The sequence below is a fragment of the Gottfriedia luciferensis genome (assembly GCF_002156865.1).
GTDB lineage: Bacteria > Bacillota > Bacilli > Bacillales > Bacillaceae_G > Gottfriedia > Gottfriedia luciferensis.
Map to the genome: position 1 here is coordinate 1 of NZ_NCTA01000037.1, position 18,896 is coordinate 18,896.

23 protein-coding genes are annotated in these 18,896 nt (G+C 32.3%); 1 reads left to right on the forward strand and 22 read right to left on the reverse strand.

Annotated elements, in window-relative coordinates:
- Window positions 1-202: 202 nt before the first annotated feature.
- The 17 genes from B7R67_RS17845 to B7R67_RS17925 all read right to left on the reverse strand — a co-directional run bounded on the left by B7R67_RS17845 (window position 203) and on the right by B7R67_RS17925 (window position 14,618).
- On the reverse strand, window positions 203-1,015 hold the full coding sequence (locus B7R67_RS17845) for a pyruvate, water dikinase regulatory protein (RefSeq protein ID WP_088072346.1): 813 nt from the start codon (window positions 1,013-1,015) through the stop codon (window positions 203-205).
- Between the two features lie 22 nt (window positions 1,016-1,037).
- Window positions 1,038-1,676, reverse strand: coding sequence for a helix-turn-helix transcriptional regulator (locus B7R67_RS17850; RefSeq protein ID WP_056474942.1), 639 nt, complete (start codon window positions 1,674-1,676; stop codon window positions 1,038-1,040).
- Window positions 1,677-1,774: 98 nt separating this feature from the next.
- On the reverse strand, window positions 1,775-2,560 hold the full coding sequence (gene recO, locus B7R67_RS17855) for a DNA repair protein RecO (protein ID WP_088072347.1): 786 nt from the start codon (window positions 2,558-2,560) through the stop codon (window positions 1,775-1,777).
- Between the two features lie 29 nt (window positions 2,561-2,589).
- Window positions 2,590-2,733, reverse strand: a complete 144-nt coding sequence (locus B7R67_RS17860; protein WP_088072348.1) for a YqzL family protein — start codon at window positions 2,731-2,733, stop codon at window positions 2,590-2,592.
- Between the two features lie 238 nt (window positions 2,734-2,971).
- Window positions 2,972-3,880 (reverse strand): GTPase Era, encoded by a 909-nt coding sequence (gene era / locus B7R67_RS17865; protein WP_088072349.1) that lies wholly within the window; start codon window positions 3,878-3,880, stop codon window positions 2,972-2,974.
- On the reverse strand, window positions 3,873-4,271 hold the full coding sequence (locus tag B7R67_RS17870) for a cytidine deaminase (protein ID WP_088072350.1): 399 nt from the start codon (window positions 4,269-4,271) through the stop codon (window positions 3,873-3,875). Before B7R67_RS17870 ends, era begins: the two co-directional genes overlap by 8 nt.
- Window positions 4,272-4,313: 42 nt before the next feature.
- A complete protein-coding gene (locus tag B7R67_RS17875) occupies window positions 4,314-4,694 on the reverse strand; it encodes a diacylglycerol kinase family protein (RefSeq protein WP_088072351.1) in 381 nt (126 codons plus the stop codon).
- Window positions 4,675-5,151, reverse strand: coding sequence for an rRNA maturation RNase YbeY (gene ybeY, locus B7R67_RS17880; RefSeq protein WP_088072352.1), 477 nt, complete (start codon window positions 5,149-5,151; stop codon window positions 4,675-4,677). The genes B7R67_RS17875 and ybeY overlap by 20 nt, the downstream gene beginning before the upstream one ends.
- A gap of 10 nt (window positions 5,152-5,161) precedes the next feature.
- Window positions 5,162-7,264: an HD family phosphohydrolase gene (locus B7R67_RS17885; RefSeq protein WP_088072353.1), complete on the reverse strand. Its 2,103-nt coding sequence runs from the start codon at window positions 7,262-7,264 to the stop codon at window positions 5,162-5,164.
- Window positions 7,265-7,339: 75 nt separating this feature from the next.
- Window positions 7,340-8,302, reverse strand: a complete 963-nt coding sequence (locus B7R67_RS17890; RefSeq protein WP_088072354.1) for a PhoH family protein — start codon at window positions 8,300-8,302, stop codon at window positions 7,340-7,342.
- A 3-nt stretch (window positions 8,303-8,305) separates the two neighbouring features.
- Complete coding sequence (yqfD, locus tag B7R67_RS17895; RefSeq protein ID WP_088072355.1) at window positions 8,306-9,493, reverse strand: sporulation protein YqfD; 1,188 nt, start codon at window positions 9,491-9,493, stop codon at window positions 8,306-8,308.
- Window positions 9,494-9,541: 48 nt separating this feature from the next.
- Window positions 9,542-9,790, reverse strand: a complete 249-nt coding sequence (gene yqfC, locus B7R67_RS17900; RefSeq protein ID WP_088011443.1) for a sporulation protein YqfC — start codon at window positions 9,788-9,790, stop codon at window positions 9,542-9,544.
- Window positions 9,791-10,846: 1,056 nt separating this feature from the next.
- Window positions 10,847-11,296: a GatB/YqeY domain-containing protein gene (locus B7R67_RS17905; RefSeq protein ID WP_088072356.1), complete on the reverse strand. Its 450-nt coding sequence runs from the start codon at window positions 11,294-11,296 to the stop codon at window positions 10,847-10,849.
- 14 nt (window positions 11,297-11,310) lie between these two features.
- The gene (gene rpsU / locus B7R67_RS17910) at window positions 11,311-11,484 is read right to left on the reverse strand and encodes a 30S ribosomal protein S21 (protein ID WP_003152957.1); all 174 of its coding nucleotides are present in this window, start codon (window positions 11,482-11,484) and stop codon (window positions 11,311-11,313) included.
- Window positions 11,485-11,647: 163 nt separating this feature from the next.
- Complete coding sequence (gene deoC, locus B7R67_RS17915; protein ID WP_088072357.1) at window positions 11,648-12,319, reverse strand: deoxyribose-phosphate aldolase; 672 nt, start codon at window positions 12,317-12,319, stop codon at window positions 11,648-11,650.
- Between the two features lie 212 nt (window positions 12,320-12,531).
- Complete coding sequence (locus B7R67_RS17920; protein ID WP_088072358.1) at window positions 12,532-13,749, reverse strand: MFS transporter; 1,218 nt, start codon at window positions 13,747-13,749, stop codon at window positions 12,532-12,534.
- A gap of 257 nt (window positions 13,750-14,006) precedes the next feature.
- A complete protein-coding gene (locus tag B7R67_RS17925) occupies window positions 14,007-14,618 on the reverse strand; it encodes a sterol desaturase family protein (protein ID WP_088072359.1) in 612 nt (203 codons plus the stop codon).
- A gap of 184 nt (window positions 14,619-14,802) precedes the next feature.
- Between B7R67_RS17925 and B7R67_RS17930 the strand changes: the two genes are divergently transcribed.
- Window positions 14,803-15,126, forward strand: a complete 324-nt coding sequence (locus B7R67_RS17930) for a hypothetical protein (protein ID WP_088072360.1) — start codon at window positions 14,803-14,805, stop codon at window positions 15,124-15,126.
- Window positions 15,127-15,196: 70 nt separating this feature from the next.
- Here the strand turns inward: B7R67_RS17930 and B7R67_RS17935 are convergent, their stop codons facing one another.
- From B7R67_RS17935 to B7R67_RS17955, 5 genes are all read right to left on the reverse strand, one after another.
- The gene (locus B7R67_RS17935) at window positions 15,197-15,412 is read right to left on the reverse strand and encodes a helix-turn-helix domain-containing protein (RefSeq protein WP_088072361.1); all 216 of its coding nucleotides are present in this window, start codon (window positions 15,410-15,412) and stop codon (window positions 15,197-15,199) included.
- A gap of 10 nt (window positions 15,413-15,422) precedes the next feature.
- On the reverse strand, window positions 15,423-15,905 hold the full coding sequence (locus B7R67_RS17940; protein ID WP_088072362.1) for a DUF2975 domain-containing protein: 483 nt from the start codon (window positions 15,903-15,905) through the stop codon (window positions 15,423-15,425).
- Window positions 15,906-16,156: 251 nt separating this feature from the next.
- A complete protein-coding gene (locus B7R67_RS17945; protein ID WP_088072363.1) occupies window positions 16,157-16,624 on the reverse strand; it encodes an RDD family protein in 468 nt (155 codons plus the stop codon).
- Window positions 16,625-16,783: 159 nt separating this feature from the next.
- Complete coding sequence (locus B7R67_RS17950; RefSeq protein ID WP_088072364.1) at window positions 16,784-17,494, reverse strand: WxL domain-containing protein; 711 nt, start codon at window positions 17,492-17,494, stop codon at window positions 16,784-16,786.
- Window positions 17,495-17,920: 426 nt separating this feature from the next.
- Window positions 17,921-18,754 carry an SAM hydrolase/SAM-dependent halogenase family protein gene (locus B7R67_RS17955; protein ID WP_088072365.1) on the reverse strand — a complete coding sequence of 278 codons (834 nt, stop codon included), beginning with the start codon at window positions 18,752-18,754 and terminating at the stop codon, window positions 17,921-17,923.
- Window positions 18,755-18,896: the final 142 nt, after the last annotated feature.

Sequence of the window (18,896 nt, forward strand, 5' to 3'; positions counted from 1 at the left end):
TTTAAATAGTCTATATTTTAAATTCTATACAATCTTTTTCGAAAGATATCTTTTGTAAAAAACAATAAATAACATTAAAGAAGCCTTTCTAAAAAAAGATGAAAACACATTAGAATCATCTAATGTGTTAAGTGTGTAGACAAAGCAAAAAATAATATTCAGACTGATCTATAAGACATTTAAGCAGTCTGAATACAATCCTTTACATCATGTTTTTACTTTGATAATAATAGTTCAAAATAACGTTTGCAGATTCTTCAACTGCTTTACTTGAAACATCAACTACTCGGCAGCCAATTTTTTTAACAACGTTATCGAAATGTTTTAATTCTTCTTCAATCCTAGATATATTAGCATAGCTAGCTCCGTCATGAAGACCTAACGAAATTAGTCGTTCTTTTCGAATATTGTTTAATTTTTCTGGAGAGATCATTAACCCAATACATTTTTCTTTTGGAACTTTGTATAATTGTTCAGGCGGATCTACTTCAGGAACTAAAGGCACGTTAGCTACTTTAAATCCTTTATGTGCTAGATATTGAGATAATGGAGTTTTTGAAGTTCGTGAAACACCGATTAAAACAATATCAGCTTTCTCAATACCTCTTGGATCTCTTCCATCATCATATTTCACTGCAAATTCAATTGCTTCAATTCGTTGGAAATAATCTTCATCAAGCTTACGAACAACTCCTGGTTCATTTCTTGGTTCCAATTGATTAATTTTTGCAATCGTATCAATTAAAGGACCGATTAAATCATAAACGATTACTCCAACTTTTTGAGATTCCTCTAAAAGTTTCTTTCTCATATCTGGTTTTACTAAAGTAAATACAATAATACCATTATTTTCTTTTGCTACTTGAACGATTTCAATTAGTGTTGCATTATCTTCAACGTAAGGAACACGTCTAATTTCAAACTTTTGATGAAATTGACTGATCGCTGCCTTAACGACATGCTCAGCTGTTTCACCTACAGAATCCGATACAACATAAACGATTGAATTGCCCATATGTTTTCACCTCTTAACTATACTAAAACATATCATTGTTCATTAAGTCTACAATCGCACGAGTAAAATTTGTTTTTGTAAATCGACCAATTACCTCAAGTCCATGCTCACTTTCACGAACAACAGGGACAGCATCAATTTGTTTTTCAATTAAACTCTTAGCAACATTATAAATTGTATCATCTTTATAGCAAATTGTAATGTTTGGCATTCTAGTCATAATTATATCAACAGGTAATGTATGCAAATCTTTATTTCCTATACTTGCTCGAAGTAAATCTTTTCTTGAAAGCACACCAGTTAACACTGAATTTTGATCTACAACAAATAATGTTCCTACATCCTCAAGAAACATTGTCACAATTGCATCATAAACTGAAGAGCTTCGATCTACTACAACAGGAATAGCCTGAAATTCTTTAACAGTTAGTTTTTTTATTCTATCAATAACTTGCGCACCGCTTGTTCTTCCTGTGTAATAATAACCTACTCGAGGTCTTGCCTCTAAAAATCCTGTCATTGTAAGAATAGCTAAATCTGGGCGAAGCGTAGCTCTAGTAAGAGCTAGCTTATCTGCTATATGTTCACCTGTAATTGGTCCATTTGATTTAACTATTTCAAGAATTTGAGTTTGTCTTTTTGTCAGTTCGATTTCCCTCACCCCTAACTATCCATTATGTTATACTCTCTAACTAAATATTATATACTATTTTTAGTATATACAAAAGAAAGAAGGAAATAGTTAGCCTATTTCCTTCCTTAGGTTTCGGAATTTTTATCTGATTTCAGAAAATTGTCCATTACTTTTAATTGTTCTAAAAACTTTCGAGACTTTAAATAAATGCCACTATACTCATCATAGTAAGAAAATAGGATTTGTTGTAAATTTTTCTTCGTTGCTTCACTTACTTCTATTTTTCCAAGTCGATTTATATCAAAATGATAAAATAATCTCATTAGTTTTACCGATTTTTCAGTTACAGAAAACGCATATGGATCTTTGTGCTTACATCTCTGACATAAAAAACCGCCATCTTTCACTGAAAAGGCAACAAAAACATTATCATTTGCACTACATCCACAACTTACACATTGATCAAAAAAAGGATGATAACCTAGCACAGGAATCATTTTCGTCATATATAAATAAGTTAAAGCTTCTGCATCTGCTCCCTCATTCATATGTTGAAGTAGTTGAAGTACTAACTCAAATAAATAAGGATTATTTTTCTTCTCATCAATCGCTTTATCTGTAAGCTCTACAATGATCGATGCGTATGCAGTTGCAATTAGGTCACCTCTTAAATCACGAAATGAATCGATTAATTCTCCTTGACTTAACGTGCCTAAACCAGAACCTTTTTGTATTAAAAACGACCCATATGTAAAGAGTTGTGTAACAGAAGCAAGTCGACTATTTGTCTTCTTTGCTCCTCTTGCCACAACTCCTATCTTACCTAATTCTCTTGTTAAGAGAGTAATAATAACATTCGATTCTCCATAAGCGTTTGCTCGTAATACAATTCCTTCTACACGCTGTAACAAAACAACTCACCATCCATTTTGGATGAAGGTTAAGTATGTAGGGAATCGATATCAGCTATTTCTTCATCAATGTAACTTTTCTGTTCCACATGTTCCTGTTCAAGCTGCTTAAACAATAAATATGTCTCAACATTTCCAGTTTTAGAAAAGACATCCCAGGTAAAATTCAACATTGAGAAACCACCTTTCAAGAATAGCTACAACTCATTGCTCATTACCTATAGCCAATTACTTTCCCTGCTTACTAATAATGTGACCTTCTCTCCCGGTTTTCATGTGTATTAAATTTATAAAAAAAGAAATAAAATGCTTGCAAATTACTAAAAAATGTGAAGGGAATGTTTATTCAATTAACCTTGATTTAAAAAGTAAAACGAATAGCAAAACAATCTTTGCTATTCCCTTACATTCTTAATACTCGTCCTCGCGGAAACCTAAGTCTCTTAATTGGGACATGCGATTACGCCAGTCTTTTTGAACCTTTACCCATAATTCAAGGAATACTTTAGTATCTAACAAGTTTTCTATATCTAAACGAGCACGTTTGCCAACCTCTTTTAACATGCTGCCTTGCTTACCAATAATGATTCCTTTTTGTGAAGATCTTTCAACAACGATTGTTGCATTAACATAGATTGCATTTCCTTCTGGTCTTCTTTCAATTTGCTCAATTATAACTGCAATTGAATGAGGAACTTCTTCTCTAGTTAAATGCAATACTTTTTCCCTAACTAATTCAGAAATAATAAAACGCTCTGGATGATCTGTTACTTGATTTGCTGGATAATATTGCGGACCCTCAGGTAAATAAGTCTTAATAACTTTTAATAAACGGTCTACATTATTTCCTTGCAGAGCTGAAATCGGTACTATTTCAGCGAATGGGTATAAATCTTTGTATTTGTTAATTAAATCAAATAACTCATCAGGATGAATAGTATCAATTTTATTTATTACTAAAATAACTGGACTGCGACTTCCTTGCAGTTTCTCAATAATAAATTCATCTCCACGACCAAATCCTTCATTGGCGTTTACCATAAATAATGTAGCATCAACATCTTTTATTGAGTCTTGTGCTACCTTTACCATAAAATCACCAAGTTTATGTTTTGGTTTATGGATACCTGGCGTATCAATGAAGACAATTTGTGCATCATCTTCTGTGAATACACCTTGAATTTTATTACGAGTTGTTTGAGGCTTGTCACTCATTATAGCGATTTTTTGACCAATTACTCGATTAAGGAATGTACTTTTCCCGACATTTGGTCTTCCTATAATTGAAACAAAACCTGATTTATAACTTTCTTTATTCATTCAAATCCTCCGATGTAAATGCTCCTGGCAATAATTCTTTTACTGTTGTTTCATGGATATCTCCATTTAAATTCGATAAATACACTACTGTATTTGGACCGCAAAGTTCAAATAAAACTTGTCGACATGCTCCACATGGTGGAACTGGACCTTTTGTATCTGCAACAACTGCTATAGCTGAAAATTCGGTAATCCCATCCGAATATGCTTTAAACACAGCAGTTCTTTCTGCACAATTTGTTAGACCATAAGATGCATTTTCTATGTTACAGCCGCGAATCACTTGGCCATCTTTTGTAAGCAAAGCAGCTCCAACTTGAAATTTTGAATATGGTACATAAGCATTTTGTCTAGCTTGTATTGCTTCATTAATAAGTTTTTGTTTATCCATTATGTAGCCTCCTATATCGCCCGATTACGAATTGTGGTCTTATTACCGTAGTATAGTAAAATAAGGTAAAAATAGCAAAACACCTATAATGACAGATACAATCGCCGCGACTAATACTGCACCAGCAGCTACATCCTTTGCTTTTTTTGCTAAAGGATGTTGATCTGGGGATGCTAAGTCTACTACTGCTTCAATCGAAGAGTTAACAAGCTCAAGTGATATAACAATTGTAATTGTAAGTAATAGGATCAACCATTCTATCCGACTTATATGAACATAAAAACCAAGTGCAGTTGAGCAAACAGCTGCAACCAAATGAATTTTAATATTCCGCTCTTCTTTAATTACTCTAAAAATCCCACTAAATGCAAAACCAAAAGACTTAATTAAAGATGCGCTTTTTTTAGAGTCTCTCAAGGCCATATTTTTCTAATATTTCCTTTTGTTTAGTAAACATTACCTTCTCATCTGCTTCATTCATATGATCATAACCTAATAAATGCAGGCACCCGTGTACCGCTAAAAAACCTAATTCGCGTCGGAAGGAGTGACCATACTCTTCAGCTTGTCTGATTGTAGTAGGTATTGAAATAACAATATCTCCTAAAGTACGTGGTAAGTCAACTCCGGTGATTTCCATCTCACCTTCACCCAACTCTTCCATCGCAAACGAAATGACATCAGTAGCACGATCTTTATCACGATAATCTCTATTGATTTCATGAATTCTCTCGTCATCGACAAATGAAATCGAAATTTCAACTTCACCAGTTACACCTTCGTATTCTAGTGCACACTCAATTAATCCCTTTATATCAGATTGCTGATCTTCAGTAACCTCATTTGTTTCATCAATAAAATCAATTTCTAATTGAACCATTTATTTCACCTTATCTTTCATCTGGATACTGTATTCTTGAATGAAAAGTACCTTTTAAAGTCTCACATAATGATTTTTCAACAATGTGTAATTCTTTTAGATTTAACTCACACATTGCAAATTGTCCATCATTTAGTCGATCATTCATAATCGAAGACACTAATACTTCGATTTTTTCCATATCCGGTTCTTTTAAAGAACGAACTGCAGCTTCAACACTATCGGCAATTCCAACAATAGCAGATTCTTTCGAATGCGCTTTAGGACCTGGATAGCGAAAATCAATTTCTTTTACATCTGGATTCGTTTCTTTTTCTTTATAATAAAAATACTTTAACAATGTAGTTCCATGATGCTCAGCTGCAATATCAATAATATCTTTTGGCAAATTGTATTTTTTTAGTATTTTTACTCCATCACTTACATGCCTTAAGATAATATTTTTACTTTGAATTGGTTTAATTCGATCATGAGGATTTATACCACCCATTTGATTTTCAATAAAAAATCCTGGGTTATTTGTTTTACCAATGTCATGATAATATGCACCAACTCTAGCTAACAAACCATTTGCTCCAATTGCTTCACAAGCACCCTCAGCCAAATTCGCTACCATTATACTATGATGATATGTACCTGGAGCTTCTAATAAAATTTTACGTAATAACGGATGATTAGGGCTTCCTAGCTCAACTAATTTAAACGAAGACACCATTCCAAACGAATCCTCTACAAAAGGTAAAATCCCCATTGTAATAACACTCGATAATACGCCTGAAGTTAACCCCATTAAAAGATAGATTCCAATTTCAACTGATGAATATTGTCCATTACGAATTAGAATTAAAGAAAATAAAGTTGCAATATTTACGAAAGATATTAAAACACCAGCGTGAAGAATCATTGAACGTTTATTTTTTTCCTCATTCAAAAATAAAACTGCAATGGAGCTAAATAAAATGTAAATTCCAGTTGAGTAGTTGATCGCACCATTGACATCCTCATTGAACATAAGACTGCCACAAATAGAGAAAATAATTGAAGTAACCATCAAATAACGATTACCTAATAAAAACTTAATTAACAAAGTTCCTATTGCTACAGGTGCAACATAAACAAGCCCCGAAAATTCAATTTTTTGAAACAAGCTTACGATTTTTAAAATTAACAAAGTAAAAATGACGATACTATAGTATGCAACAATATAGATATTCCCTTTTTCTTTCAAGGTTTCTGTTTGCTTCAATACAAAATAACTTAATACACTAATTAATAAAACTAAACCGATATATGGTTGAATCGATTGATTACTTTTTATTAAGCCAACTAGTTTTAGTTGATCATATTTTTCCTTCGTAATTGTTTCGCCAGCTTTTACGATAACTTGTCCTTGTAAAATATAAACACTATCTACATTTTCACTTTCAAGACGTTTTCTCTCTTTTGTCTCTTCAGCATCAAAAAAGTAGTTTGGTACAATCGCAAATTCACCAATTGAAATCATCGCATCCTTTAAGGCTGGATTGACACTCACATATGATAATTCGGTTCTTAACTTCCCTCTAGCATCTTCAATTTGATTAGTCGTGATCTCCTCAGACATCACGTTATTTATCGTTGTATTTAATGATGCCTTAGCAATATTAAGCTGTTCTGGAGAAGATTTTAACAAAGCACTAAAAACACTATCATCAAAGTTTTTTCGCATTTCGTCTGGAAGTCTCTTCTTAACGTCACCAACTTCCTTATCAATTAACGCTTGTCCTTTTAAATTTTCATTTTTAGCATTTTGATTTTTCACTTCCAAAACAATATCAAAAATTGTATTTACAATATCAATGCGATTTTGAGTGTAATTCTCCTCGTATTTATATACATCCTCTACTCTCGCTGCAGCTTCTTGACGTTTCTTGTTTGTGGCTACTTTATCTTCAATTGTAATTGGTGAATAAATTGTGTCATGAGCGATTGATAAAAGCTGAATATCGTATTTTATTGGTCTAACATGACTAATTAAAAGAAGAAAACTTGTTAAGCCTAATGCAATAATACATAGTGTTATGACAAGTGTTTGATTTTTAAAACGTTGAATTAATGCTTGCAAACTATTCATTGTTTCCCCTTTCTAGAAATGCACCTCATCATAAAAATACGAAATGACCCTAGCATATTGTAGGGTCACAACGAATCATTCTTTTACTAAATCATAAGCTTGAATAATCTTTTGTACAAGTGGGTGACGAACAACATCAGTTTGTTCTAATATCGTCATACCGATACCCTCAACACCCTTAAGTGTATTTTGCGCTGATATTAAACCAGATTTTACTCCTTTTGGTAAATCAATTTGAGAAGGGTCACCCGTTATAACCATTTTAGAACCAAATCCTAAACGGGTTAAAAACATCTTCATTTGTGCCATCGTTGTATTTTGGGCTTCATCCAATATAACAAACGCATCTTCTAATGTACGACCCCTCATGTACGCTAAAGGAGCAATTTCGATTGTCCCTCTCTCGATTAAGCGAACAGTATGCTCTTGCCCTAAAACATCATGTAGAGCGTCATATAGTGGTCTTAAATAAGGATCAACTTTCTCTTTCAAATCACCTGGTAAAAAACCTAAGCTCTCACCAGCTTCAACAGCAGGCCTTGTTAAAATAATTTTACTAACTTTATTATTTTTTAAAGCTTGAACAGCCATGACAACTGCAAGATATGTTTTCCCTGTACCAGCAGGTCCAATTCCAAATACTAGATCATTTGATTGAATAGCACGAAGATAATGTCTTTGTCCAAAAGTCTTAACTCGAATTGGTTTTCCTTTTGAATTTCTAATGATTTCTTCTTCGTATAATCTAGCAAACGATGTTATTCTTCCTTCTTTCGCCATTTGAACTGAATAAGTTACGTCTCTTGAAGTTATACTTACTCCATTTCGGATTACCTCTAAAAGAGCTTGAATGATTTGTTCAACTGTTTTCACATCATCATTTGCACCCGAAACTTGTACAGATTGTCCGCGTGACACAATTTTAACATCAAGTAAATTTTCAATTACTTGTAAATGCTTATCATTTGTACCAAATAAGGCAATTGCTTCGTTTGGATCCTCTATTTGTTGATTAATCGTTAGTAGTTGTTCTGGCATTACTCAGTCCCCTTGAACAATAGTTTTCGTTTTAGTAATATCTTCTAAAACTTTATAATACATTCTTAAATTAACTTTACCATTGTCTATTGACTCGTGCAAAACTTTTTCTTGTAAAATTTTGGCATCTGGACTTAACTTTTTCATTAAATCTTTTATACCAATTTGTTTTCCAAGTTCAGAAGCTTGCTCTTTAGAATATGTTCTAACATAATTTTCACTTTCAAGAATTGTTTTTTTAGTGAAGTAGATCGGCAATTTCCATTTCAGAAATTTAAATTGATATGAACTACTTTCATCTTCAAAAGATTTATACTTATTCTTATCAAAACCCCAAAATTTTATTTTAGAATCCTTTGTCCCAATATAATATCTTGTTTTTCTTTCACCTGTTAACACAGTAAACGGGGTATCTAAAGGAACACTAATTATTTCCTCTCGCCAAACTTCACCCATTATTTTCCCAACAGCAGGTACTAAAATAGGATGTTCTTCGGTCCCGATAATTCCAGATACTAAAATTTGACCTTTTTTCACAAAATCATTCTTCGTTACAAGCGGCTTACCTTTTTCAACGAACATACTAGTTATAACCGCTTCTTCACTTGCAACGATATGTCGAGGACGTAATGCTTCCTCTTTCTTAGGAAGATGCTTCTCAACTACCTCAAAATGAAAGGTAGTCCCCTTTAATTGGACACCAACCCATGTAAGCGATGGATTCTCATCCTGAAGCTTTTTCTGGATTTTTTCCATTTTAGGTAGAGAAAATTGAGATGCACCAGGTTTTACACCAATCGCACTTAAATCTTTCCGAAGTTTATATTCAATCTCCGGCGATGCACCTTTAATATCAACTCTCCAAACCATATTAGAAAGTAAAAATAACACAACTAAAAAACCAACAATCCCTAGTACAAAACCAAAATACTTCCATGCTCGTCTGACCTCAAAAGGTAGACCTCTTCTACCAATAAAATAAACCTTATATTCCTTTTTCCGCGGAATATTTTTTATCCGTTTATAATCTTTTAACTCAATCGAAAAAATAATCGAATTCGTTCCACTTTTCTTCACATCTTTTAGTGGAATTCCCTTTCGCATACACTCATTTAAAAAACGTTCAGGCCCAAGTCCAATAACCTTTACTTGAACCATCCCAGTAAGTTTTGATGTCCATTGGTTTTTCATATTAATCCCCCATGTTCATTATACTGATCATGGTGTAGGTTCTAGTTGTCATTCATTAATAAAATAAACGTGCTCGATTTCTCCTTCTAACAATATCTCCTCAGGTAACATTGTCTTTAAAACAAAGTCCTTCCCCTTAATTAACAACTGCCCTTGTTTCATTAATAAACGCAATTCATTGTCTGAATAAACAAGTAAACCTCTATGATTTTCAATATAAATATGTAATTGTCCTAACATCGTAATTCGAGGCAATTCTAATAATACATCTGGTGGTAAGTCCATCTTACTTGACATCCATGTTTTTAAATTGTGCGCTAATCTTTTCAAGATAGACTCCTCCCCCTTTCATATCATATTTATGATGTTTTTTAAGAACCTATGATACAAAAAGAATAAGGGAAACAAAATTTATGGTGAATATTGGTATTAGGGACTGTTGAGGGGTGGAAAATTGTTTTGACTGGATTTGTTTATGTGGGGAATTAGAGTTGATTATTGTTTTTATTGTAAAAGCTTATTTTTTGAATGGTTTTTGGAAACTTTTAAGTGGATTTTTATTAGATTTTAGGGTTTATTTGCAGATTCGGAGTTTTTATTTGCAGTTTTGAATTTTTTAATTGCAGTTTTAAAGAATTTAATTGTAGTTTTTGTAATTTTAATTGCAGTTTTAAAGAATTTAATTGTAGATTTGGTAATTTTAATTGCACTTTTGGGTATTTTATTTACAGTGGTTTGTTATTTGCAGTTTTAACTCAATTATTTGCACAGCTAACTCAGTTAATTACTGATTTCACAAACTTAGTTGGCCTGCTAACTCGCTAATAATAGATTCATCTATAAATGTTGAAAAAATCATCAAAAATTGATCAATTCGAGTCATTTTTTATTGTTTTTGGTTATACAACGATGAAAACTTAACCATTTTTACGTTAAACTGATTAAAAACATGCAGGATTTCAACTTTTAACCTTCTTTTTTGTATTTTATTTGCGATTTCCTGATTTTTATTTGCTATTTTCCATTTTTAATTGCTATTCCTCGTTTTTTATTTGCGATTCCTTAATTTTATTTGCGAAGTGCCATTTTTAATTGCGATTTTGACTTTTTATTTGCGATTCCTCATTTTTATTTGCGATTCCTCAATTTATTTGCGATATTGACTCTCTATTTGCGATTACACATTTTTATTTACGATTCCTCCTTTTTGCGATTTTGACTCTCTATTTGCGATTACTCATTCTTATTCGCGATTTACCTTTTTATTTCAGATTCCTCATTCAAATTATCAGGTTGCCATCGCATTTACAATTACTCCAACAAACAAAAAAAATAAACGTCTAAAATAGACGTTTATTTTAACAGACTTGCTACAGCTTTATTCACAGAAGAGCCATCAGCTTGTCCTTTTACTTTAGGCATAACTGCACTCATTACTTTCCCCATGTCAGCCTTTGATGTAGCGCCAACTTCTGAAATTGTAGCACGTACGATTTCAAGAAGTTCTTCTTCAGATAATTGTTGTGGCAAGTATTCTTCTAAAATAAGTAATTCTTGCTTTAATTTATCCACAAGGTCTGAACGACCAGCTTTTTCGAATTCCAGGAGGGAGTCTTTACGTTGTTTCACTTCACGAGTTAAAATTGTTAACTCTTGATCAGCTGACAATGTTACATTATTCCCTAAGTTGATTACTTCATTTTGCAATGATGCTTTCACCATTCGGATAACTGATAACTTGTCTTTATTTTTTTCCTTCATCGCTTGTTTCATATCTGAATTCAAACGTTCGAGAAGACTCATAGTAACACCCTCTCTTAGAATTTACGTTTTCTTGCTGCCTCTGATTTTTTCTTACGTTTTACACTTGGCTTTTCATAAAATTCGCGTTTTCTTGCTTCTTGTAGCGTACCAGTTTTAGAAACTGAACGTTTAAAACGACGAAGAGCATCTTCTAAAGATTCGTTTTTACGAACGACTGTTTTAGACATCTTACTTTTCCCTCCCTCCAAGCTACCACTTACAACTCATAAAACACTGCAAAAAAGAACACTTTTCTACATGTCTTTTACGATTATAATACATAAAGTATTGATAGGTCAACAGGTAAATGTCAAGTTTGAAACTTAACACACCTCTATTGGAAAAGGATCGTTAATACCCTTCTGTTGCTACATTTCCTTGCACAATTGTAATACCGTTGCTAGTACCAATTCGAGTTGCCCCAGCCTTAACCATTTCATTTACACTTGCGATGTCTCGAACGCCGCCAGATGCTTTTACTCCAATATCAGGTCCAACTGCTTTTCTCATTAATGCTACGTCTTCAATAGTAGCGCCGCCAGTTGAGAATCCAGTAGAAGTTTTAACGAAATCTGCTCCTGCTTTTACAGAAAGCTTAGATGCAATTTCTTTTTCCTCATTTGTTAATAAACTTGTTTCAATAATTACTTTAACTAAAGCCTTGCCTTTTGCTGCATTTACTACAGCTGCAATATCTTGTTCAACTGCATCATGGTCTTTATCTTTTAGAGCTCCTATATTAATAACCATATCCACTTCTTGCGCACCATTTTCGATGGCATTTTTAGTTTCAAATGCTTTAACTTCTTTTGTATTAGCTCCTAAAGGAAAGCCGATTACAGTACAAACTAAAACTTCACTACCTTTTAACAAATTTGCACAAAGACTTACCCAAGTTGGATTTACACATACAGAAGCAAAATTATGCTCTTTTGCTTCATGACATAATTTTTCGATTTGTGCTTTTGTTGTATCGGCCTTTAAAACTGTATGATCAATCAATTTATTGATATTAGTTGTCATGATTTAATTCTCCTAACCAAAATAATTTCTTTTAAGTCTCGTCATTGCAAAGAGATTTCAGTTTTACAAAATTAGTATTTCTTTATTCAGAACTAATTATGTGATGTAAGGCTACTAAATATAGAAAACTTGACGATTTACGTAAGAAAGAACTTCCTATTTATATTTTTTAGTACAAAAAAAATACAAAAAAAAGAAATTCAATGCATTCATTAAATAGATGCATTTGAATTTCTCTTAAAATTAATATGATGATCTTTTACTTGAAGCATCATAAAAAATGAAATAATAATAAAGAAACAACCATATAAGAACATAATTTTATATCCGATTAAATCCATCATTGCTCCGAGTAATGGAGGCGAGATAATATTCGCAATTGATGCAAATAAATAATATAAACCAGTATACGTTCCAATAAAACCAGTTGGAGCCATTTCTGCTAAAAATGGATACGAATTGATATTGACTAATGCCCAAAAACATCCCATAATCAAAAAAATGATTCGAATGATCAATAAATCTTTTAAGAAAAATAAAACAATAAATCCGATTATAATCCCAAAAATTCCAATTAAGATACTTCGTTTCTTACCAATTTTTGTGCCAATAAATCCTGCTGGGATGGCAAATAGTAAAAATGCCAATGAGATGAACGCAAATGAAAATGAAGCATCACTAATTTTTACCCCTAAGTATACTTCCCCATAACGAGTAAAAAAAGTTTCAATTCCATTAAACCCTGTAAACCAACTTAAAATGGCTAATAAGAGAAATAAAGCACTTTTATTTTGAATAGCTGATCGAAAGCCTTCTCTTAATTGAACACTTTCTTCAGCTTGTTCATAATTTAATACGTCTCTTTTTTCTCTTATAAAATAAAAAAGAATGACAAAACTAAGCAACATTAAAGTCCCAGCTAAATAAAAAGGGTAACCTTTATTAAAGTCCCACAATTTTGAACCAATAAAATAGGCAATTAAAGCACCAATTCCACCCATGAAATTAATTACACTATTTGCCTTACTCCTTTGCTCAACTCTCGTTAAATCGGGCATTAAAGCAATTACGGGTGAACGAAAAATACTCATACTTAAATTCATGAAAATAATAAAAACGATTAACATAAGTAAGGCTTGATGGAAGGGAATTAAAAATGTAAATAAAGCTGCTAGTGGCATGCCCACCATTAAAAATGGCATCCTTCGACCAAATCTTGTATTTAACCGATCACTATACATTCCTACAGCAGGTTGTAAAAATAATGCAAAATAATTATCAAATGTCATAATAAACCCAATTAATGCAGATGATCGGATGTATTCACTTAAAAGCTTTGGCATAAATGCGTTATAAACCGACCAAGTAACAGTAATTGCAAAAAAACCAAAACCAAGCAGTAAAATTTTTCTGTAATTGAACTTATCCATTAAAATTTCCCTTTTCTGAATTGCCTCTAATACTTTTCTTTAGATGAGTTCGATTCATTACCACAATCATCCCTCCCTACTCTCAGTATAGTGAGCAAAACATCTAATTATTTACCATATTTTCAATTTTAATAAAACATTAATATAGTCAATATTTGTAATTTATTTAAAGAAAATTACAGAAGCAAAAACTTTTGAATGACAAATTCTCATTAAAAAAGCACAGTGAATATATCACTGTACTTTTAATTAACTTTTTACATTCTTTCTTCTAAAGCTTTCGCAGTTTTACTAGTTACAACTTCTTTTTCATCTTTTAAAGTTCCAAAAATCCCATCAAATATCGGTGTAGATACGCCATACCAATAGTTTTCATTTTTAAAATGATGTAGAATATGCAGTTTTTTAATATGACGGCCTACTTTCGTAATCGGTTTTATTGGTCGATGCGCTACATAATGCTTCCATTCATATACTAGCAGCATAAAAACTAAACCTGCTCCGAAAGCAATCGTTTGTGTTAAGTCCCTTGTTATCAAAAAATAAATGATACAAAGTGTACCTAGGTTAGGAATGCTATACCAAATCGGTAAAAACAACAATTTCAGTTCGTCTGGATAAGTGTGATGATCGTAATGAATTCGTTTCAAAAATTTAAGCATCAATTTATTTTCAGGTGTTTTTAAATGAAATAAAAACCGATGTGTAATATATTCACTAAACATAAAAAAGATTAAGCCTACAATAAAAACGAGTAATATGACCCAAGAAAAATGAAACCCTACACTATAAATAAATCCAATCAAAAAAAGTAATCCCATCACTATAATATCGAAATGAAGGAAAAAATCTCGATATAACCCTTTCATATTTCAATCCCCCTTATCTATCGCTTATTAAACATAATATCAATTTATATTTCAATATCATTTCAGAAATTCCTTTATATGAACAGTGATTTTATTTAGTCGATTACTAATTCTGAATAAAGCCAACTCAAGGGAAGATAATAAAGATGTAGTGATAACCAAAATAGTTAAAAGGGAGTTATATATGGAAAAAAGGAGATATTTTGTTTCAGTTCAAGCAAAAACAATCGTTCCTAATCAAGGTGATGCACCTTATGAGTTAGAAATTGATGCAACAATCGATGAAAAACATCGGCTTGAAAGAATTTTTCATGAAATCGATAGTTACGACGAAGCTACTGGTGTTCAGGCTGCATTCCTTCCTTCTTTTACAACAGACAGTCAAAACAAAAGCCTTGAATTATACAATGGATACGACTATTTTTTAAAACAAGCCTATGAAATGATTTATGAATTAGGTTCCGAAGAAACACGCGACCATATTCGCCAAATGAAAATTTTAAAATAAATCAAGCTGCAAACACACTGAAGGGATAGCTTAAACTAGCTATCCCTTCAGTGTGTTTGTATGTTTTTATTTAATTGTCTTCATCACTTTTGTACTCCAAAATATCACCTGGCTGACAATCCAAAGTCTTACAAATCGCTTCTAATGTTGAAAAACGAACCGCTTTTGCTTTCCCATTCTTCAGAATAGAAAGATTCGCCATCGTAATTCCAACCTTCTCCGAAAGTTCCGTTACACTCATTTTCCTTTTTGCCAACATCACATCAATATTGATAATAATCGCCATGATACTCACCTCAGATCGTTAAATCATTTTCTGATTTTATATTAATAGCTTCTTGTAACAGTCTTTGGAGAACAGCCGCAAAAACGGCGATCACCATAGAGGCGAAAATAATGATCAATCCGATTGGGATGAAACTTGGAGGGTCTACTTTTTTCGCCATAAGATAGTAGAGTGGCATACCTAGTAGGTACAAGCTACTAATCGTGATGGCACAATATTTTATATTCTTTAAAGCCTTTACCGATAATTCCGAGAACGCTTGGTTTTTATCAATATAACTTAAAAGTTTAAAAGCTTGATATAAAGCAAAATAAAAAGGTATTGCTGCCGCATACATATCGATTAAAACTAGAGATTTGATATAAGTAAGATCTGGATACATTTCTCCAGCAAAATTCCCAATCTTAGGTACCAAAAAAATGCACAATGCAAGAACTGGGATACCTATAAAAAAAACTGCTAGCTTTAAAAAGAGTGTCGTTGCTTGTTTCATAAAAAGCACCTCGTTAATTAAATTTTACCTCGTTTAACATTCATTTAAAGCACTTCACTTATTTAATGATAAAATGATATTATCATGTAATTTATCGTTTTACAATAAATTAGTATTGTTTTGTATTATATTATTATAAAAACACACGTTTACTTTCAACAAAAATAAAAAGCATTTCTCATAAAAAGAAATGCTTTAAAAAACTTAAATTTACAATGTGTATATTTGCGCAAAAGGTTTACTTTCGTACTTTAAACATCAATAACTTTTGTGTTTGCAATTAGATCATGAAGAGTTTTTCTTTTTGCATTAAATATAAAAAATGGATCGATAAATGCAATAAAACCTATGATAATAGAAAGTACAGGAACTTTTAAGCTTCCTAAAAGTGAAAAAATCGACCTTAAAATCATTGTCATTAAATTTACTTCTTGATCATCTTCAGTCACGACTGCTATGCTTAACCACCTTTTACCTAATGTTTGTCCTTTCCAAATATATGTAGGAATTAGTATATAAAAAATGATTGTACATATGATTGAAACTAAAAAATCCGAAAAATGAAAGTGATCGACAGCACTAGGTTTATAAAATGATGACGGATTTGCAATCCCTGTACTAAATGAAATGATGACTGTAAAAAGAAAACTGATAAATATATCTACTAAAAATGCTAAAAACCTACTTGATCTACTTGCCAAAATAGTATTTGTTTCCATACTTCTCCACCCTTACTTATCTGCAATTAAAAAAGAAAATCTTATCCATTATAAATTATAAGGAAATATTAGTAAAAGTTACTAATAGAAAAAGCTTGATCAAATGTTCAATGTCCAATGATCAAGCTAAATGTATGTTATATGTAATATTTTTAAGTTTTACTCTAAACCAGGAGCATCAGTCAAAGTCCAAGTAATCGTTGCTTCATGATTTCCAACTGTTGCTGATCCACCTGGAATTGTTAATGTGACATTTTCATTTTCTGCACCATCATTTACATTAGGATTCGGTCCTAACCATCTTGTTAACCATGTACCTAACCCAGAATTAGGTGCTGCTGTAACGACGGTTGAAGCAGTTGACCCATCCGCATTCAACGTGATCGATTGAGATGGTGTTGGAGCATTTCCATTACTTGCTGACGCGACAGTTCCATTTTTAAAAGATATAACTGCTCCAGGAAGGGATTCGTATGATCCATTGGAAAATTTACTAGCTTTAGCTGTTACTTTCCAACCTTCTCCTGTTCCACGCCGATCTGTAACTTGAATAAATGGCTTTTTAGATTTAGAGAAATACACTTGATTATTACTTGAAATTTCTTTTGTTCCAAAATGTACTGAAGAAACATAGTCTAAAGTTAGTGGACCAGTTTCCCCTGTTGGTGGATCGGTCGGATCAGTTGGACCTGGATCAAGTGGTTTTTCTGGGTCTACCGGATCGACTGGTGTTACTGGACCAGATCCAGCGATAAATTCAACACCGACTTTAGAACTTCCTTTAGATGTTTCAGCTGCAAAAGTTGAATGTGCTCCTACTGTTGAAACGACGCTTACTACCCCGATTGCTACAATTTTCGAAAACTTCATGTATACATAACTCCTTTAAAAATAATCTTCATCAAAAGACGATCCCGACCTATAATCGAGACATCTTGTATGAAGTTAATGCCAATTATAGTAAAGAGCAATTAAATTGTCTGTGAATAAATTGTGAAAACGTTCACTAAAATTTTACCTTTAATTTTACAAATCCCCTGTTCACAATCATATTAAAAGAGCAAAATAAGTATTTTTTGTGAATAATTTCACTTAAATACTTTTTTTCCAATCCTTAAACTAAAATTACCATAGCTATTTCATCCAAATAAAAAAAGTCTACTTAAATATAAGTAAACTTTTAAAGTAAAATTCTGATTGAAAATTAGTAAAGAATTAAGGGTAGGATCGTGGCTCAAGTAAGAATAGTGAGTACCATTTGAAGTATCCTTGATTTTCCGACTAATACTGTGCCCTTTATCCTAGCTTTATCTCCCAGTCGATCCCTGTATTGATTCCATATTCATTTGTAAATGATCCTTGATTAACTGCTACTGCCATTTGATCAAGACTATTTACATACAGAATTGGTTCACCAACCGCCACGTCAGCAAAGGATTTTCCATATTTAACAGATTGTTTGAATACGGTTTTACCTTGATGTGTTATTTTTACATCTACTATATCACCGTAATTTACTCCTTGCTTTAAAAATTCAGTTCGACCAATATTTGTCCAAATGCTACCATATCGGATATCAAGTATATCAATTGTTCCAGTAATTGAATTATTTTTTGTGAAACTTTCTTTAACTGGTAGTTTTATGTATGAATTTGGATCGACTTCAGGTCCAATATTTTGGAAGTCGATGATACCGGAGGCTAATCTTGCCCCTGTAAAAGCAAATATGTCTCTGCCATGAAATGTATATGATTCACTTGAATTTGGCAGTCTATTGATTTCTTCATCAATCACTCTTAATTCGTTAATTCCATATATATTACCAACATGAGTCAAGGTTCCATTATCAGGCGTGATAATGAAATGATTTGTTTTTGTTCGTGCAACTATACTTCTACGATCTGAGCCAACTCCTGGATCTACAACAGAAACAAACACAGTCCCAATTGGCCAATAATTCATTGTTTGAACGAGGCGATAAGAAGCCTCCCAAATATTGTATTGAGGTATATCATGGGTTAAGTCGTAAATCTTGATTTCTGGATTTACACTACAAGAAACTCCATACATAGCGCTAACTGCTCCATCTTGCAATCCAAAGTCTGACTGAAACACTAATGCATTACCCATCTAAACACCCCTAATTGTAAGAATATTTAAAATTAAATATAAGTTCAATTTATTCAATAGTCAATAATGATATTCACAGTTTTATTAACTCAAAATTATCCTTAATTTAACTTTTAATTTTATTATTTTTGACAAACAAAAA

Coding starts and splice junctions, on each gene's coding strand:
- B7R67_RS17845 (WP_088072346.1), bottom strand. CDS start 1,015: ATGGGCAATTCAATCGTTTATGTTGTATCGGATTCTGTAGGTGAAACA.
- B7R67_RS17860 (WP_088072348.1), bottom strand. CDS start 2,733: ATGTTGAATTTTACCTGGGATGTCTTTTCTAAAACTGGAAATGTTGAG.
- era (WP_088072349.1), bottom strand. CDS start 3,880: ATGAATAAAGAAAGTTATAAATCAGGTTTTGTTTCAATTATAGGAAGA.
- B7R67_RS17870 (WP_088072350.1), bottom strand. CDS start 4,271: ATGGATAAACAAAAACTTATTAATGAAGCAATACAAGCTAGACAAAAT.
- B7R67_RS17875 (WP_088072351.1), bottom strand. CDS start 4,694: ATGGCCTTGAGAGACTCTAAAAAAAGCGCATCTTTAATTAAGTCTTTT.
- ybeY (WP_088072352.1), bottom strand. CDS start 5,151: ATGGTTCAATTAGAAATTGATTTTATTGATGAAACAAATGAGGTTACT.
- B7R67_RS17885 (WP_088072353.1), bottom strand. CDS start 7,264: ATGAATAGTTTGCAAGCATTAATTCAACGTTTTAAAAATCAAACACTT.
- B7R67_RS17890 (WP_088072354.1), bottom strand. CDS start 8,302: ATGCCAGAACAACTACTAACGATTAATCAACAAATAGAGGATCCAAAC.
- yqfD (WP_088072355.1), bottom strand. CDS start 9,493: ATGAAAAACCAATGGACATCAAAACTTACTGGGATGGTTCAAGTAAAG.
- yqfC (WP_088011443.1), bottom strand. CDS start 9,790: ATGTCAAGTAAGATGGACTTACCACCAGATGTATTATTAGAATTGCCT.
- B7R67_RS17905 (WP_088072356.1), bottom strand. CDS start 11,296: ATGAGTCTTCTCGAACGTTTGAATTCAGATATGAAACAAGCGATGAAG.
- rpsU (WP_003152957.1), bottom strand. CDS start 11,484: ATGTCTAAAACAGTCGTTCGTAAAAACGAATCTTTAGAAGATGCTCTT.
- deoC (WP_088072357.1), bottom strand. CDS start 12,319: ATGACAACTAATATCAATAAATTGATTGATCATACAGTTTTAAAGGCC.
- B7R67_RS17920 (WP_088072358.1), bottom strand. CDS start 13,749: ATGGATAAGTTCAATTACAGAAAAATTTTACTGCTTGGTTTTGGTTTT.
- B7R67_RS17925 (WP_088072359.1), bottom strand. CDS start 14,618: ATGAAAGGGTTATATCGAGATTTTTTCCTTCATTTCGATATTATAGTG.
- B7R67_RS17930 (WP_088072360.1), top strand. CDS start 14,803: ATGGAAAAAAGGAGATATTTTGTTTCAGTTCAAGCAAAAACAATCGTT.
- B7R67_RS17935 (WP_088072361.1), bottom strand. CDS start 15,412: ATGGCGATTATTATCAATATTGATGTGATGTTGGCAAAAAGGAAAATG.
- B7R67_RS17940 (WP_088072362.1), bottom strand. CDS start 15,905: ATGAAACAAGCAACGACACTCTTTTTAAAGCTAGCAGTTTTTTTTATA.
- B7R67_RS17945 (WP_088072363.1), bottom strand. CDS start 16,624: ATGGAAACAAATACTATTTTGGCAAGTAGATCAAGTAGGTTTTTAGCA.
- B7R67_RS17950 (WP_088072364.1), bottom strand. CDS start 17,494: ATGAAGTTTTCGAAAATTGTAGCAATCGGGGTAGTAAGCGTCGTTTCA.
- B7R67_RS17955 (WP_088072365.1), bottom strand. CDS start 18,754: ATGGGTAATGCATTAGTGTTTCAGTCAGACTTTGGATTGCAAGATGGA.